At 66.5% G+C, this 15,458-nt stretch carries 17 protein-coding genes and 1 pseudogene; 17 read left to right on the top strand and 1 reads right to left on the bottom strand.

Annotated features, from left to right (window positions below):
* Window positions 1-3: 3 nt before the first annotated feature.
* On the bottom strand, window positions 4-2,121 hold the full coding sequence (locus JOF56_RS52320; protein ID WP_209646883.1) for an elongation factor G-like protein EF-G2: 2,118 nt from the start codon (window positions 2,119-2,121) through the stop codon (window positions 4-6).
* A gap of 284 nt (window positions 2,122-2,405) precedes the next feature.
* Here JOF56_RS52320 and pdxS point away from each other — a divergent pair, with 284 nt between their 5' ends.
* The 17 genes and pseudogenes from pdxS to JOF56_RS52240 all read left to right on the top strand — a co-directional run bounded on the left by pdxS (window position 2,406) and on the right by JOF56_RS52240 (window position 15,452).
* Window positions 2,406-3,311 carry a pyridoxal 5'-phosphate synthase lyase subunit PdxS gene (gene pdxS, locus JOF56_RS52315; protein WP_209646882.1) on the top strand — a complete coding sequence of 302 codons (906 nt, stop codon included), beginning with the start codon at window positions 2,406-2,408 and terminating at the stop codon, window positions 3,309-3,311.
* A 39-nt stretch (window positions 3,312-3,350) separates the two neighbouring features.
* Window positions 3,351-3,482, top strand: a pseudogene (locus tag JOF56_RS60585) (type II toxin-antitoxin system RelE/ParE family toxin); the annotation flags it as partial.
* Window positions 3,483-3,586: 104 nt separating this feature from the next.
* Window positions 3,587-3,712, top strand: coding sequence for a hypothetical protein (locus JOF56_RS60580; RefSeq protein ID WP_307855675.1), 126 nt, complete (start codon window positions 3,587-3,589; stop codon window positions 3,710-3,712).
* A complete protein-coding gene (locus JOF56_RS52305; RefSeq protein ID WP_209646881.1) occupies window positions 3,709-4,026 on the top strand; it encodes a helix-turn-helix domain-containing protein in 318 nt (105 codons plus the stop codon). Before JOF56_RS60580 ends, JOF56_RS52305 begins: the two co-directional genes overlap by 4 nt.
* Before the next feature lie 60 nt (window positions 4,027-4,086).
* Window positions 4,087-4,731, top strand: a complete 645-nt coding sequence (locus JOF56_RS52300) for a response regulator (RefSeq protein WP_209646880.1) — start codon at window positions 4,087-4,089, stop codon at window positions 4,729-4,731.
* A 53-nt stretch (window positions 4,732-4,784) separates the two neighbouring features.
* Window positions 4,785-5,984: a sensor histidine kinase gene (locus JOF56_RS52295; RefSeq protein ID WP_307855674.1), complete on the top strand. Its 1,200-nt coding sequence runs from the start codon at window positions 4,785-4,787 to the stop codon at window positions 5,982-5,984.
* A 130-nt stretch (window positions 5,985-6,114) separates the two neighbouring features.
* Window positions 6,115-6,813 carry a DedA family protein gene (locus JOF56_RS52290; protein WP_209646879.1) on the top strand — a complete coding sequence of 233 codons (699 nt, stop codon included), beginning with the start codon at window positions 6,115-6,117 and terminating at the stop codon, window positions 6,811-6,813.
* A gap of 280 nt (window positions 6,814-7,093) precedes the next feature.
* On the top strand, window positions 7,094-7,525 hold the full coding sequence (locus JOF56_RS52285; RefSeq protein WP_209646878.1) for an SRPBCC domain-containing protein: 432 nt from the start codon (window positions 7,094-7,096) through the stop codon (window positions 7,523-7,525).
* The gene (locus tag JOF56_RS52280; RefSeq protein WP_209646877.1) at window positions 7,515-7,862 is read left to right on the top strand and encodes an ArsR/SmtB family transcription factor; all 348 of its coding nucleotides are present in this window, start codon (window positions 7,515-7,517) and stop codon (window positions 7,860-7,862) included. Before JOF56_RS52285 ends, JOF56_RS52280 begins: the two co-directional genes overlap by 11 nt.
* Window positions 7,859-8,641 carry a DUF899 domain-containing protein gene (locus JOF56_RS52275; protein WP_209646876.1) on the top strand — a complete coding sequence of 261 codons (783 nt, stop codon included), beginning with the start codon at window positions 7,859-7,861 and terminating at the stop codon, window positions 8,639-8,641. Before JOF56_RS52280 ends, JOF56_RS52275 begins: the two co-directional genes overlap by 4 nt.
* Window positions 8,642-8,719: 78 nt before the next feature.
* Window positions 8,720-9,367, top strand: coding sequence for a pyridoxal 5'-phosphate synthase glutaminase subunit PdxT (pdxT, locus tag JOF56_RS52270; RefSeq protein WP_209646875.1), 648 nt, complete (start codon window positions 8,720-8,722; stop codon window positions 9,365-9,367).
* Complete coding sequence (locus JOF56_RS52265; protein ID WP_209646874.1) at window positions 9,364-10,113, top strand: YebC/PmpR family DNA-binding transcriptional regulator; 750 nt, start codon at window positions 9,364-9,366, stop codon at window positions 10,111-10,113. The genes pdxT and JOF56_RS52265 overlap by 4 nt, the downstream gene beginning before the upstream one ends.
* A 65-nt stretch (window positions 10,114-10,178) precedes the next feature.
* On the top strand, window positions 10,179-10,730 hold the full coding sequence (locus tag JOF56_RS52260; RefSeq protein WP_209646873.1) for a hypothetical protein: 552 nt from the start codon (window positions 10,179-10,181) through the stop codon (window positions 10,728-10,730).
* A gap of 18 nt (window positions 10,731-10,748) precedes the next feature.
* Window positions 10,749-11,261 (top strand): DUF4262 domain-containing protein, encoded by a 513-nt coding sequence (locus JOF56_RS52255; protein ID WP_372448340.1) that lies wholly within the window; start codon window positions 10,749-10,751, stop codon window positions 11,259-11,261.
* Window positions 11,262-11,511: 250 nt separating this feature from the next.
* A complete protein-coding gene (locus JOF56_RS52250; protein WP_209646871.1) occupies window positions 11,512-13,074 on the top strand; it encodes an NAD(P)-binding domain-containing protein in 1,563 nt (520 codons plus the stop codon).
* Between the two features lie 3 nt (window positions 13,075-13,077).
* On the top strand, window positions 13,078-14,133 hold the full coding sequence (locus JOF56_RS52245; RefSeq protein WP_209646870.1) for an alpha-hydroxy acid oxidase: 1,056 nt from the start codon (window positions 13,078-13,080) through the stop codon (window positions 14,131-14,133).
* The gene (locus JOF56_RS52240; RefSeq protein WP_307855673.1) at window positions 14,127-15,452 is read left to right on the top strand and encodes a cytochrome P450; all 1,326 of its coding nucleotides are present in this window, start codon (window positions 14,127-14,129) and stop codon (window positions 15,450-15,452) included. The genes JOF56_RS52245 and JOF56_RS52240 overlap by 7 nt, the downstream gene beginning before the upstream one ends.
* Window positions 15,453-15,458: the final 6 nt, after the last annotated feature.

The following is a 15,458-nucleotide window of genomic DNA, read 5'->3' as shown; positions in this document are numbered from 1 at the left end:
TCGCTAGGTCATGCTGGCCACCAGGTTCTGCGGCAGCGGGTCGAACCGGCTGAACTCCCGGGTGAACGTTGCCGAGCCGGAACTGAGCGACCGCAGATCGATCGCGTACCGGATCAGCTGTGTCGCAGGCACTTCCGCACGGATCACGCTGTAGCCGGGCGTGGTGTCAGCCTCGGTGCCCAGCACACGGCCGCGACGGCTGGACAGGTCGCCGAGCACCGTGCCCAGGTGGTCGTCCGGCAGCCGGACCGTGACCAGATCCACCGGTTCGAGCAGCGTGATCTGGGCGCTCGCGGCGGCCTCCTTCAACGCGATCGACCCCGCGGTCTGGAACGCCGCGTCGGACGAGTCGACGCTGTGCGCCTTGCCGTCCACCAGCGTGACCTTGATGTCCACCACGGGATATCCGGAGTGCAGGCCGCGTTCCAGCTGTGCCCGCACGCCCTTTTCGACGCTCGGGATGAACTGGTGCGGCACGGCGCCGCCGACGATCTTGTCGACGAACTGGAACCCGGATCCACGCGGCAACGGCTCGACCAGGATGTCGCACACCGCGTACTGGCCATGCCCGCCGGATTGCTTGACGTGCCTGCCTTTCGCCTTGGCCGGGCCCGCGAACGTCTCCCGCAGGGCGACCTTCACCGGCTCGGTGTCGACTTCCGCGCCACCGGACCGAAGCCGTGCCAGCACGACGTCCGCGTGGGCCTCGCCCATGCACCACAACACAAGCTGGTGCGTCTCGGCGTTGCGTTCCAGCCGTAGCGTCGGGTCACCGGCGACGAGGCGTGCGAGGTTACGAGCCATCGTGTCCTCGTCGCTGCGGGTCTTGGCGACCACCGCGACGGGCAGCAACGGTTCAGGCATCTGCCACGGCGCCATCAGCAACGGATGTTCAGGCGCGGACACGGTGTCACCCGTCTCGGCCGAGCCGACTTTCGTCAACGCGCACAGGTCACCCGCGACGCAGTACGGCACCTCTCGGAGCGTCGCACCCAATGGGGAGTAGATGTGCGCCACGCGTTCGTCGACGTCGTGGTCCTCGTGACCGCGTTCGGCCATTCCGTGCCCGGACACGTGCACCGGACGCTCCGGCCGCAACGTTCCGGAGAACACGCGCACCAACGACACACGCCCGACGTACGAGTCGACGGCCGTGCGTACGACTTCGGCGGCAAGAGGACCGTCGGGGTCGGCACGCAGGGTCTCCGGCGACTTGCCGTTGGGGTCAGTGACGGATGGCAACGGGTGTTCCAGCGGTGACGGGAACGCGCGCTTGATGCCGTCGAGCACCTCGGCAAGCCCGACGCCGGTCGCCGAGCAGACGGGGATCACCGGGTGGAAGGAGCCGCGCACGACCGCCTTCTCCAGGTCTTCGATCAAGGTGTCCTGGTCGAGATCCTCACCGGCCAGATACCGGTCCATCAGGGTCTCGTCCTCGCTCTCGGCGATGATCCCTTCGATCAGCTCGTTGCGGGCGTCGGTCATCCGCTCCAGGTCGGCCTCCTCCGGCTGGCTCATCCTGGGCGGGTAGCCGTCGGAGTAGTCGTACAGCTGCTGGGTGATCAGCCCGACCAGCCCGCCCTTGGCCGGCAGGTACAGCGGCAGCACCCCGGCGCCGAACGCCTGACGGCACGCGGCGATCTCGGCCTCCGGGTCGGCCCGCTGGTGGTCCAGGCGCGCCACGATCACGGCGCGCGGCATCCCGACCGCCGCGCATTCCTCCCACACGGCCACCGTCGAGGCGTCCACGCCCTCGGCCGAGCAGACGACGAACAGCGCCGCGTCGGCGGCCCGCAGGCCGGCCCGCAGTTCACCGACGAAGTCGGCGTATCCAGGCGTGTCGATCAGGTTGATCTTCACGCCGTCGTGCATCAGCGGTGCGACCGACAGGCCGACCGATCGTTGCTGGCGGACAGCCGCCGGGTCGTGGTCACAGACCGTGGTGCCTTCGGTGACCGAACCCGCGCGTGTGAGTACTCCTGCCGCGGTGAGCAGGGCCTCGGTCAGTGTTGTCTTCCCTGATCCGGACGGCCCCACCAGGACGACATTGCGCACTTTGGCCGGGTCGTCCACAGCGACCGCGGCTCCGGCGTCTCCGTTCTCGGTGTGCTTTCCTGCCATAGCACTCAACCTCCCGCACGCACAGTATTCAGTTGCAGGACACAATGTGCTCGATCTCACACCCCTATGCAGGTCGGGGACAACCCCAGCGGCGGTCCTCCATCCGGTGGAAGTAACGCCCGCCCGGCAGCCGTACGACCGTACCGCCGAGTGGTGACGGGGGCCACACGCTGCGGATTTGCCGAAGTGGCCTGGTGAGATCGCGCCGGATTGGCCCGGTTGACAGGGCCACGTCGAACGTAGGATTCAGGTGAACCAATAGTTACGACGAGAGGACCGAGTCCGTGACCACCAGCCCAGAATCCGTCCCGCAGACCGGGACCGCCCGCGTGAAGCGCGGCATGGCGGAGATGCTCAAGGGCGGCGTGATCATGGATGTGGTCACCCCGGAGCAGGCCAAGATCGCCGAGGACGCAGGCGCGGTCGCCGTCATGGCGCTCGAGCGCGTGCCGGCCGACATCCGCGCGCAGGGCGGCGTGTCCCGGATGAGCGACCCCGACATGATCGACGGCATCATCGCCAAGGTCTCCATCCCGGTGATGGCCAAGGCCCGCATCGGCCACTTCGTCGAGGCCCAGGTCCTGCAGTCGCTCGGGGTGGACTACATCGACGAGTCCGAGGTGCTCACCCCGGCCGACTACGCCAACCACATCGACAAGTGGCAGTTCACCGTGCCCTTCGTCTGCGGCGCGACCAACCTGGGCGAGGCACTGCGCCGGATCACAGAGGGCGCGGCGATGATCCGCTCCAAGGGCGAGGCCGGCACCGGCGACGTCTCCAACGCCACCACGCACATGCGCAAGATCCGCGCCGAGATCCGTCGCCTGCAGAACCTGCCGGAGGACGAGCTCTACGTCGCGGCCAAGGAGCTGCAGGCCCCGTACGAGCTCGTGAAAGAGGTCGCCGAGCTGGGCAAACTGCCCGTCGTGCTGTTCACCGCCGGCGGCATCGCCACCCCGGCCGACGCCGCGATGATGATGCAGCTGGGCGCCGAGGGCGTGTTCGTGGGCTCCGGCATCTTCAAGTCCGGCAACCCGGCCCAGCGCGCCGAGGCGATCGTGAAGGCCACCACCTTCCACGACGACCCGGACGTGATCGCCAAGGTCTCCCGCGGCCTGGGCGAAGCCATGGTCGGCATCAACGTCGAAGAGCTGCCCGAGCCCCACCGCCTCGCCGAGCGCGGCTGGTGAGGGAGTTCCCTCAAGTATAGCGAATGCTATACTTGGGGAGTGGCTGCGGCTGAATGGGACGTCTACCTTGTCGATGAGGTGCGGGAGTGGATCGAGCAGCTTGATGCCTCGACGCACAGGCGGGTCGTGCAAGCCATTGATGCGCTCGCTGACTATGGCCCCAGCCTCGGGCGGCCCCTGGTCGACACCATCACGCACTCAAAGATCCGGAACCTCAAGGAACTCGGCCCTGAACAGTTCGGATTCTCTTCGTCTTCGATCCGTGGCGGGCCAGCGTGCTGTTGGTCGCGGGTGACAAGGCGGGGCAGTGGAATGCGTGGTATGAGCGAGCGATCCCGCTGGCCGAGCAACGCTATGAGATTTATCTGAAGGAGCGCGAGGCGGAGGCGGATAGGCGATGAGCGGTTACACACGGTGGAACGACATTCGAGCAACACATGTCGAACGTGCTGGCGGGGAGGAAGCTGTCGCGGTAGGCAAGCAGGAGTTGCTGGCCGAAGTGCTTGGCAACCGGCTGGCCGAGATCCGGCATGCGCGGGGACTGACCCAACAAGTGGTCGCCGACCGTATGGGCGTGACGAAGGGACGTGTCTCGCAGATCGAACAGGGCATGATCTCCGGCCAGGATGTGCTCGTTCGGTATGCAGCCGCGCTTGGCGGACGCCTGCATCAGGCCATCTATTTCGATGACGGAGACATCTCGGCCATCGCCTAGACGGCCGCCGGTCTGTCTATGTCCTCAATAGACTCCCGGCACACTCGATACGATGCGATCATGCGCATAGTCCTGGCCGAGGATTCGACCTTGCTGCGAGAAGGCCTGGTACGCCTGCTGGCCGAGGAAGGCCACGAAGTCCTCGCGGCCGTGGACAACCCGGTGGAACTGGTCGCCGCGGTCGCCGACAGCCAGCCCGACGTGGTCGTCACCGACATCAGAATGCCGCCGACGAACACGAACGAAGGGCTGCGCGCAGCCCTGGAGATCCGCGAACGCTGGCCTGCGGTCGGCGTCCTGGTGCTGTCGCAGTACGTGGAGAACAGGTACGCGGCCGAACTGATCACCAGCGAGACAGGCCAGGTCGGCTATCTGCTCAAGGACCGGGTTGTGCAGGTGGAGGAGTTCCTGGACGCCCTGCAGCGAATCGCGTCCGGCGGCGTCGCATTCGACCCAGAGGTCGTTCGCAGGCTTCTGTCCCGCACCAAGCAGACGGACCCGCTGGCCACACTCTCCCCACGGGAGAGGGAAGTACTCCAGCTGATGGCCGAGGGCCTGACCAATGCCGCTATCGCTGAGCGGCTGCACTTCTCCCAGAGCGCGGCCGAGAAGCACGTGAACTCGATCTTCGACAAGCTGGGCCTGACAGGAACCAAAGGCACAAGCCGCCGCGTCCTGGCAGTCGTCCGCTATCTCAGCACTTAGGACTGAGGTTTACCGCAGTACGCCAGAGCAAACACTGCACTACGGTCGAATCCGTGTACCAGGACACCCCGCCGAACCGGCTCACCGCAGCCTCGATGCTGCGCCAATGGACCGAATTGGCCGGCACGGTGTTCGTAGGAGCATGGACCGCGCTCATCGAGCTCGGTTTCCTGGCCGTCCTGGCCATCGCCCCCGCACTCGCCCTCATCCCAGGCCTCCACACCAACAGGCTGACCAAAGCAGCGGACAGATGGGCGATGAGGCTGACCGCGCTGGAGCTGCGCCGCCTCAGCATGTTCCGCCAAAAACTGGACACAGACGAGCTGACCCCGACAGGAAGCTGGCGTTACATAGCGGTGCGCTGGCTGGTCGGCGGCCTCGGCGGCGGCGTCCTGCTGATGTTCCTCCTGTGCCTTACGGTCGCCGCCTCAATGCTGTCCGCCTGGATATTCAACGGAGGCTGGGGCCTGATCTCCAACGAAGGCAGAGTGGACGGCGAACTGATAGCAATAGCAGTCGTCCCAGGCGCAGTCATCCTGTTCGTCACAGCAGCTGGTATCAGTGGTGTGGCCACTTTGGACAGAATGCTGGCTGTGCATCTACTGGGCACAAGCACCGAACAGATGCTGCGACGCCGAGTGGAAACGCTCGCAAGCACCCGCGCCCAGGTAATCGACGCAATCAACGACGAACGCAGAAGGATCGAGCGAGACCTGCACGACGGCGTACAGCAACGCCTGGTGGCCCTGGGAATGCTGATAGGCCGAGCCCGCCGCTCAACAGAACTGGAACACGCGGCCGAACTTCTGCGGCAAGCCCAAGCCGCATCCCAGGACGCAATCGCCGACCTCCGAGGAGTGGCAAGCCGAATCTACCCGGCGGCACTGGACGAAGCAGGCCTGCACGTAGCACTGGAGTCATTGGCCGAGAACGCCAGCGTCCCCATAGAACTGACATTCCGACTCCCAGAGGAACCAAACAGGTCACTGGCAACAGTAATCTACTTCGTGGTGTCCGAAGCGGTGACCAACGCGACGAAACACGCCGAGCCGGCCCTGGTCCGAATCGAGGTGCGCGGCCAGGGCGGCGAGATTCAGGTCCAGATCATCGACGACGGCCCCGGCGGCGCGAATCCCACGGGCACAGGGCTTTCCGGACTGGCCCGGCGGGTCGCCGCCGCCGATGGGACGTTCGGCGTGCACAGTCCGGCCGGTGGCCCGACTGTGGTCTGCGCGCACCTGCCGGCCGGCTGACTGTGGTTTACCGCAGCAGAGACCTGTGGATATCACGCAAACGGCTGGGTGGCATGCCGCATTGCCGGTGTGCTGGGGAATTCATAGGTTTCAGGTATCCATTTCAGACACTGTCAAGGGGTACCGAACAATGTCGCAATTCCTGCTTGCCGAAGCCGCCACCGAACCGCTGGGCGGCCTGGCCGGGTGGGCGGTCGACCTGATGGACGTGCTGGGCGGTCCGGGGGCCGCGCTCGTGGTCGGCGCGGACAACCTGTTCCCGCCGATTCCCAGTGAGCTTGTGCTGCCGCTGGCGGGTTTCTCGGCCAGTCAGGGCACGTTCAGCCTCGCCGCGGCGCTGATCTGGACGACGCTGGGATCGGTGGCCGGTGCGATCATCGTGTACCTGCTGGGCGCGTGGCTCGGCCGGGAGCGCACTCGCAAGGTGATCGCCAAGATCCCGCTGATGAAGGTGCGGGACTTCGACCGGTCTGAGGCCTGGTTTGCCAAGCACGGCACCAAAGCGGTGTTCCTCGGCCGGATGATCCCGTTGTTCCGCAGCGTGATCTCGTTGCCGGCCGGTGTGGAGCGGATGAACATCGCCAAGTTCCTGCTGCTGACCACCCTGGGCAGCCTGATCTGGAACACGATCTTCGTCATGGCCGGCTACGGACTGGGCGTGAACTGGCACAAGGTCAGCGACTACGCCGACATCTTCCAGAAGATCGTGATCGTTGCGGTCGCCATCGCGGTCGCGCTGTTCGTCGTGGTCCGCCTCAAGAACCGCAAGCATGCCGGCCGCGACCAGGATGCCACCCAGATCATCCCGCCGGTCGACCGCCGCGGTTGATCCCGAGCGGGCAGCGACGCCTCCACGGGCGTTGCTGCCCCTTCAGTTTTTGACCGCCCGCACGAAGACGGTCGCGAGTTCGCTCGCGAACCCGGCGACATCGGTGTCCGGGCGCGCGAACAGTTCGCGGGCACAGTTTCCAGCGCGGCCATCAACGCCAACGCCATCACCCGCGGCTCGAACGCATCCGAACCAGTGCCGGTCGGCCAGCTTGACGCAACCGTTTGGTTGCCATAACGTGAGTAGCAACCAAACGGTTGCTACTCATTGGAGGCCTGTCATGGGATTTCCCGATCGCATCGAACGGACCATGGAGATCGCCCACCCGCCGGCCAAGGTCTGGGCCGCGCTCACCACGGCCGAAGGTCTGGGCACGTGGTTCGGCAACGAGGCCACGATCGACCTGCGGCCGGGCGGTGAGGCCACGATGAGCTGGGACAACGGGCACAAGGCCACCATGCGGGTGGAACGCGTGGACGAGCCGAACGCGTTCGGATTCACCTGGCATATCTACGGGCTGCCCGAGGATGACCCCCGCCGGACGTACGTCGAGTTCACGCTCGAACCTGTCGGCGCGGGCACGCGGCTGACTGTCGTCGAGAGCGGCTTCTCCCAGTTGCCTGAGGACGCCTACCGCACGGCCTTCGACGGCAACACCCAGGGGTGGGCGAGCGAGCTGGGGGAACTGGTCGAATACCTCGATGCCGCCTGACATCGAAGCGATCGCCGAGCAGGTCTTCGCCGCACTGGCCGATCCGAGCCGGCGCGCCATCCTGGGCGCGCTGGCCAAGGACGGGCCGGCCACGGCCACCGACCTGGCCGCCCGGCTGCCGATCACGCGGCAGGCGATCGCCAAACATCTAGCCCTGCTGACCGAAGCCGGCCTGGTGACGGCCGAACCGGGGGAGCGCCGCCGCGTGCGCTACCGGTTGCGGTCCGCGCCCATGCAGGTCGCGCAGCAGTTCCTGGCGGCGTTGGCCCGAGACTGGGACAGCCCGCTCACAGCGCTGAAAGACCATCTCGACCGGAAGGCGGGAGACGCATCATGAAGACACCCACGATCGTCACGTCAGAGCAATGGGAAGCAGCGCGTCAGCAGCTGCTTGTCAAAGAGAAGGAACTGACCCGCGCCCGGGACGCGCTGGCGGCCGAGCGCAGGCGGATGCCGTGGCTGGCGGTGGAGAAGCAGTACGCGTTCGACGGGCCTCAGGGCAGGCTCAGCCTGCTCGACCTGTTCGAAGGCCGGCGCCAGCTGATCGTCTACCGCGCCTTCTTCGAACCCGGCGTTTTCGGTTGGCCCGAACACGCGTGCCGCGGCTGCTCCATGGTGGCCGACCAGGTCGCCCACGTGGCGCATCTGAACGCCCGCGACACCACCCTCGTCTTCGCCTCACGCGCGCCGCAGCCGGACATCGAACGCCTGAAGGCACGTATGGGCTGGACGATGCCCTGGTACACCATGACCGACGAGTTCGACACCGACTTCGGCGTGAACGACTGGCACGGCACGAACGCGTTCATCCACGACGGCGACAGCGTGTTCCGTACCTACTTCATCAACAGCCGTGGTGACGAGGCGATGGGCAACACCTGGAGCTACCTCGACATCACCGCGCTCGGCCGGCAGGAGGAGTGGGAGGACTCGCCCGACGGCTATCCGCAGACCCAGCCTTACCAGTGGTGGAACTGGCACGACGAGTACACGAACGCGGAGCCCGCGGCGGAGTGGCTGGCCAAGATCGCCGGTTCCGCCGAAGACCCCAACGGCCCACGGTCCGACGCGGACAAGCAGGCAGCGACGGGGTGCTGTCGGCCGACCACGGAGTGACGATCACGGCGGGCACGGCGAGGCGGCGTCACCCGGTCTTCTAAGCTGGTGGGCAGGCGTTTCGGGAGGGAATCCAGGGTGACGGCTCAGCCAGTGATCGGTGTGCTCGCGTTGCAGGGTGACGTGCGGGAGCACGCGGCTGCCCTGACCGAGTGCGGCGCGCAGGTCCGGCCGGTGCGCCGGGTCGAGGAGTTGGACGGGCTGCACGGGATCGTGCTGCCGGGCGGCGAGTCGACCACGATGTCCCGCCTGCTCGAGACGTTCGAGCTGCTCGAACCGCTGAAGGGCAGGATCGCCGACGGCCTGCCCGCCTACGGCTCCTGCGCGGGCATGATCATGCTCGCCAGCAAGGTGCTGGACGGCCGGCCTGACCAGCACCAGCTCGGCGGGATCGACATGATCGTGCGGCGCAACGCGTTCGGCAGGCAGGTCGACTCGTTCGAAGGCAACCTGGAGTTCACCGGGATCGACGGCGGCCCGTTGCACGCTGTGTTCATCCGCGCCCCGTGGGTCGAATCGGTGTCGCCTGAGGTGGAAGTGCTGGCGACAGTGCCGGACACCGAAACGGCCGGGGCCGCCGCCGGTAGGATCGTCGCGGTTCGGCAACGGTCCGTGCTGGCCACTGCCTTTCACCCGGAGCTGACCGGTGACGGGCGGGTACACCGGCTGTTCACGGAGATGGTCCGGGCGACCATGACTGGCGCGAAGACGACGGAGGAGAGATGAGCGGCCACTCCAAGTGGGCGACTACGAAGCACAAGAAGGCCGCCCTCGACGCCAAGCGTGGCAAGCTGTTCGCGAAGCTGATCAAGAACATCGAGGTCGCCGCGCGGACCGGCGGGGGCGACCCGGACGGCAACCCCACGCTGTACGACGCCATGCAGAAGGCGCGCAAGAACTCGGTCCCGCTGGACAACATCGAGCGTGCGCGCAAGCGCGGCGCCGGTGAGGAAGCGGGTGGCGCCGAGTGGCAGACCATCATGTACGAGGGCTACGGCCCGAACGGCGTGGCGCTGCTGGTGGAGTGCCTGACCGACAACCGCAACCGGGCGGCGGGCGAGGTCCGTACCGCGATGACCCGCAACGGCGGCTCGATGGCGGACCCCGGCTCGGTGGCCTACCTGTTCAACCGCAAGGGCGTGGTACTGCTGCCCTCAGGTGACCTGTCCGAGGACGACGTGCTGATGGCGGTCATCGACGCGGGCGCCGAAGAGGTCAACAACCTCGGCGAGAGCTTCGAGATCGTCTCCGAGGCGACCGACCTGGTCGCGGTCCGCAAGGCAGTGCAGGACGCGGGCTACGACTACGAGTCGGCCGAGTCGAGCTTCCTGCCGTCGGTGTCGGTTCCGCTGGACGTCGACGGTGCCAAGAAGGTCTTCAAGCTGATCGACGCGCTTGAGGACTGCGACGACGTGCAGAACGTCTTCGCGAACTTCGATGTAAGCGACGAGATCATGGAGGCGGTGGGCTGACCGCCGACGAAGCAGTACCGACAGGGCCCCGGGCACTGCCCGGGGTCCTTGTTTGGCGTCTGTTCGTGGCGTTCTGCGGTTTCTTCGGGTTCTTCGTCGCTGTCAGCCGCCTGAACGACCCGCTGATCGCGCTGAGTCAGCAGGCCAGCCTGCTCACGGGCCTCGGCTACACCTGGCTGGCGGTGTATCCACTGGTCAAAGGCCGCCCGGAGCCGCGTTCGCCGTGGCTGCGCGGTGCGTTGACGGTCCTGCTGATGCTGGTCTGCGTCACCTACATGACGCTGCTCGGCGGCAACCTGAGCCGGGTGGACTCGCTGTTCGAGCACATGATCACGCCGGTGGCCGTGCTCGCCGACTTCCTGCTGGTCGGCCGCAACCAGCGGGCGGTGAGGTGGTGGTACCCGGTGACGTGGCTCGGCTACCCGTTGCTGTACCTGATCTACTACGTGGCCGCCGACCTGACGCTCTACGGCCGGTTCCTCAACCCTGGCCGGCCGAGCTTCCCCGGCGTGGTGGCCGGGTTCATCGTGGCGCTCACGGCTCTGGGCTACCTGCTGTACGCGTTCGGGCGAGCCAAGACCCGGATATCACCACCGGGTTACGCCCCGAACGGGTGACACATGCAGAATGGGCATGTGACCACCGCGCCCCTGAACCCCGATGAGCAGCGATTCCGCGACTGGTTACTGCACGAGACCGAAGTCAACGGTTGCGCTGTCATCGAAGTCCCTCCCGACGACGAAGGCGCCGGGTACACCTTCTCGGTCGGGGCGTGGCGCCGGTTCGGCATCGCCGAGGCCGTCGTGCTGGGCCTGCCCCTGGACATGGGCCCGGTGCTGGTCAACGCCTACCTGGAGCGGGCCAAGGCCGGTGAGCGGTTCCTGCCCGGCCACCTCTACGAGAACTTCTTCGACAACGTGCCGATCACGGTCGAGCGCGTCAACAAGGGCCACTACATGGAGTACTTCGGCAGCGCGTTCGTGCTCTATCGCAAGGGCGATTTCCCGGCGCTGCAGCTGATCCTGCCGACCGCCGAAGGCCACTGGCCCTGGTCACCCGAAGCCCCGGACGGCTTCTCGGACTGGCAGCACGTGCTGACCGAAAGCGGCCGCCCGGAAAGCTGGATGCCCGGCTTCAACGGTCCGTGACCGATGCGCGCGGTATATCCGTATTGATCACTCGGATCGCCGTGCGGAAATGCGGTAGGCCGGATCAATAGTGCGGGCGACTCGTCCTGCGAATGTCCCGGTCTTCGATACACACCCGCTGTGGCACGGGCCAAACCTACCGGCCGAGAACTTTTGTGGCCGTCTGCCGAACTAAACCGCGGTTACGTGCGTAGTGAACCGTGCACTACGAGGCCCGCGCCTGAAAAGGCGCGTATCGCGGAGGAGATGCATGGTCACGACCACGGATTATCTGGTGATCGGTGCCGGACCGGCGGGGCTGCAGCTCGGGTACTTCCTGCAGCGTGCCGGTCACGACTACCTGCTGCTGGAGGCGGGCCCGGGCGCGGGGCACTTCTTTGAGACGTTCCCGCGGCACCGTCAGCTGATCTCGATCAACAAGCCGCACACCGGGATCGACGATCCCGAGTTCAACCTGCGGATGGACTGGAACTCGCTGCTCTCGGACAACGACGATCTGCTGTTCACCAAGTACACGCCACGATATTTCCCGGACGCCGGCGACATGGTCCGCTACTTGGCCGACTACGCCGAGAAGCTCGAGCTCAACGTGCGTTACAACGCTCGGGCCGTCGAAGTGAGCAAGGACAAGAACTTCCGGGTCGTCGACAGCAACGGTGCGGTGTACGAGGCTCCGCATCTTGTCGTCGCCACCGGCCCGTCCAAGCCGTACATACCTGATATCCCTGGGATCGGGCTCGCTGAGCAGTACGGCACGGTTTCCGTTGATCCACAGGACTTTCTCGATCAGCGGGTACTGATCATCGGCAAGGGCAACTCGGCGTTCGAGACCGCCGACAACCTCGTCGAGACCGCGGGTGTCATCCACGTCGCCGGTCCGCACTCGGTCCGGTTCGCCTGGCAGACGCACTTTGTCGGGCATCTGCGGGCGGTCAACAACAACTTCCTGGACACCTATCAGCTCAAGTCGCAGAACGCGATCCTGGACGGCGACATCGTCGGGATCCGCAGGGAAGGCGACGGTTTCATCGTCTCGGTGAGCTTCTCGCGGGCCAACGAGATCGTCAAGGACATCCCGTACCACCGGATCATCGCGTGCACCGGGTTCCGGTTCGACACCTCGATCTTCGCTGAGAACTGCCGTCCGGCGCTGGTCATCAACGACCGGTTCCCGGCGCAGACCAGTGAATGGGAGTCGGTCAACGTGCCGGGCCTGCATTTCGCCGGAACGATGATGCAGGTCCGTGACTTCAAGAAGTCCACGAGCGGGTTCATCCACGGATTCCGTTACACCGTCAAGGCGTTGCACCGGATTCTGGAGCGCAAGTACGAGGGCCGTGACTGGCCGCATGTCTCGCACATCGCCGACGCGAACACGTTGACGGACGCGATTCTCAATCGGGTGAACCGCAGTTCCGCGCTGTGGCAGCAGTTCGCGATGCTCGGCGACGTGATCGTCCCCGACGGGCGCGACGCGAGGTACTACGAGGAGATGCCGGTCGACTACGCGCACGACAGCGAGTTCGCCCACCGGTACTTCACGATCACCCTCGAGTACGGCCCGGACCACGACAAAGTCGATCCCTTCGACATCAACGTCCGGCGCGTGGCCCAGAACAACGCCGAGCAGGCGCACGACGCGGCCTACCTGCACCCGGTGATCCGGCACTTCGAACGGGGCGCGCTGCTCGCCGAGCACCACGTCGCCGAGAACCTGGAGAACGACTGGACCGACGAGCACGCCCATCGCAAGCCGGTGACCGATTTCCTGGCCGAGCGGCTGCTGCAGACTGTGCTCACGACAGCGGACTGACCGATGTCAGGACCGTTGTCACTACGCGAGTTCGAGGCGCTGGCGCGGGACCGCCTGCCGCTGTCCGCGTATGACTACTTCGCGGGTGGCGCGGACGACGAGGTGACGCTGCGGGCGAACGAGTCGGCATTCGCTCGCCTCCGGCTGTTACCCCGGGTCCTGCGCGGGAACGCCGCACCGGACTTGCGAACATCGTTGCTGGGTGCGGACATCGCCATGCCGGTGGTGATCGCGCCGACGGCGTTTCACCGGCTGGCCGATCCCGAGGGCGAGCTGGCGACCGCGCGGGCGGCCGCCGAGGCGGACACGCTGATGATCGCCAGCATGGCCTCGACGGTCGCGGTGGAGGACATCGCCAAGGCCGGCGGTGCCGATCTGCCGCTGTGGTTCCAGCTCTACATCCAATCCGATTCCAAGGTCACCGAGGCGCTTGTGCGGCGCGCCGAGGACGCGGGCTGCCGGGCGTTGGTCGTCACTGTCGACTCGACAGTGTTCGGGCGGCGGGAACGCGACCACCGGCACGGTTTCCATGATCTGCCGGAAGGCCTGTACTGCGAGAACATGCGCGGTCTGGCCGGGGACGGCGGCGTGCGGCCGATCGAGATGATCCGGGACCTGGACTGGGAGCACGTCCAGCGGCTGCGGTCGGTGACCGGGCTGCCGATCGTCCTGAAAGGACTCATGCATCCGGCGGACGCCGTGCTCGCGGCCGCGCACGGGGTCAGTGCGCTGATGGTGTCCAACCACGGCGGGCGGCAGTTGGACACCGTGGTCGCCACGATCGACGCGGTTGCGGATGTTGTCGCGGCCGTGGACATTCCCGTGCTCGTCGACGGGGGCGTCCGGCGCGGTACGGACGTCGTGAAAGCGCTTGCTCTGGGCGCCGACGGGGTGGCGATCGGGCGGCCGGTGTTGTGGGGTCTGGCCGCTCGTGGTCAGACCGGAGTCGCCCAGGTCCTGCGCATGCTGCGAGACGAACTCGATCGGGCGCTCGCGTTGTGTGGATGCTCGTCGGTGCACGACATCCCGCGCGATCTCCTCCGGGAGGCGCCGTGCTGATCACGATCATCGCGGCGCTCGTGGTGTTGCTGGTAAGCCTGCCGTTCTGGCTGCCGGATCTCGTTGTCAAGCTGCGGGTACGGATATTTGCCCGCGTCAACGGCGACGAGGGCGTGCAGGTCGAGGTGTCGCAGTTCCGTTCGCTGTACGAGCATCCGGCCGCCGACGGTCGCAGCAGGGGAGCGGTGCTGTCGGACCTGTTCTGGTACTGGCTGGCGCCGGGCCCGCAGGTGCACCAGGAACATCTGGAGCCGGGGGAGCGGTACACCGAGGTCGCCAGGACCACCCGCCGCATCCTCGCCGGAGCGCACGCGAAGGCGGGCACGGTGGTGTCCGGCTGCACCGATCATGTCCTCAGTGGACTGACCAGGAAGGTGAACACGGTCCGGCTACGGGATCTGATGATGCCGATCTGGGCCGAGTTCTACTACGAGATGGTGTTCGCCGAGCCGTGCCCTCGCGACGCGCGGGATCTCATCGTCGGCAACGCCAACGACGTGGTGACCGCGTTGAAGTGTTGCGGTCTGCGGCACATGGCCAAACGCGAACGGCTGACCAGTTACCTGATCGGCCGGATCGAGGCAGGTGAGGTGCCGCATCGGCTGCCCGAGGGATTCTCAGTGCGTGAACAGGCCTGGTACCTGCAGGGCACGTTCTTCAACACGGCCGTCGTCCAGTCCAGCGAAGCCATGGCACACCTGCTGATGGCCATCGCGCAGCATCCTGATGTCCAGCGCGGCCTGATCATCGGCACGGCCGACCTGGACAACGTGATGGACGAGACGCTGCGGCTGTACCCGCTGTTCGGCATCGCGCACCGGATCACCAGCGCGGACATAGCCGTGGAGAGTCACACCATCCCGGCGGGCTCGGTGTTGTTGTTCAACTATCCCGACTTCCACCAGTCCGGGTTCCAGGAGCCCGGCCGGTTCCGGCCGGAGCGGTGGAAGGCGTTGCCGGTCAAGCAAGCCAACCACGTCCCGTACGGCATCACCGCCAACCGGGCCTGCCCGGCGCGTGGGCTGATGCCGGTCACGATGCGCGTGGTGGCGATGCGGACGCTGGGCCGCTTCGAGTTGCGGACCTCGGCCGCGCACACCAGATCCATCCCCAATCGAGGGCCATGCCTGCTGTCCGACCGGCGGTCATCCGCGAAGCGGGCGCTGGGGGCGCGGCTGGCCTTCATGAGGCTGCGTGACCGCTGGGAGGACGTGTCACGCAGCCTCACCCAGCTCGTGCTGGGCAGCTACATGGTTTGGGACGCCCGTCGGCACCAGCTGTGCCGCCGCTACTTCGATGGCCAGCCGGCCGTGGAATGAGGGACC

It is taken from the genome of Kibdelosporangium banguiense, assembly GCF_017876405.1.
Classification (GTDB): Bacteria; Actinomycetota; Actinomycetes; order Mycobacteriales; family Pseudonocardiaceae; genus Kibdelosporangium; species Kibdelosporangium banguiense.
Note: the sequence above shows the minus strand (reverse complement) of the source record. Positions and strands in the feature narration are given on the sequence as shown.

Bases quoted from the DNA above. Each gene is read 5' to 3' on its own strand.
- JOF56_RS52245 (WP_209646870.1), top strand. From the start codon at position 13,078: ATGTCAGGACCGTTGTCACTACGCGAGTTCGAGGCGCTGGCGCGGGAC.
- JOF56_RS52280 (WP_209646877.1), top strand. From the start codon at position 7,515: ATGCCGCCTGACATCGAAGCGATCGCCGAGCAGGTCTTCGCCGCACTG.
- JOF56_RS52250 (WP_209646871.1), top strand. From the start codon at position 11,512: ATGGTCACGACCACGGATTATCTGGTGATCGGTGCCGGACCGGCGGGG.
- JOF56_RS52305 (WP_209646881.1), top strand. From the start codon at position 3,709: ATGAGCGGTTACACACGGTGGAACGACATTCGAGCAACACATGTCGAA.
- JOF56_RS52300 (WP_209646880.1), top strand. From the start codon at position 4,087: ATGCGCATAGTCCTGGCCGAGGATTCGACCTTGCTGCGAGAAGGCCTG.
- JOF56_RS52290 (WP_209646879.1), top strand. From the start codon at position 6,115: ATGTCGCAATTCCTGCTTGCCGAAGCCGCCACCGAACCGCTGGGCGGC.
- JOF56_RS52265 (WP_209646874.1), top strand. From the start codon at position 9,364: ATGAGCGGCCACTCCAAGTGGGCGACTACGAAGCACAAGAAGGCCGCC.
- JOF56_RS52275 (WP_209646876.1), top strand. From the start codon at position 7,859: ATGAAGACACCCACGATCGTCACGTCAGAGCAATGGGAAGCAGCGCGT.
- JOF56_RS52285 (WP_209646878.1), top strand. From the start codon at position 7,094: ATGGGATTTCCCGATCGCATCGAACGGACCATGGAGATCGCCCACCCG.
- JOF56_RS52320 (WP_209646883.1), bottom strand. From the start codon at position 2,121: ATGGCAGGAAAGCACACCGAGAACGGAGACGCCGGAGCCGCGGTCGCT.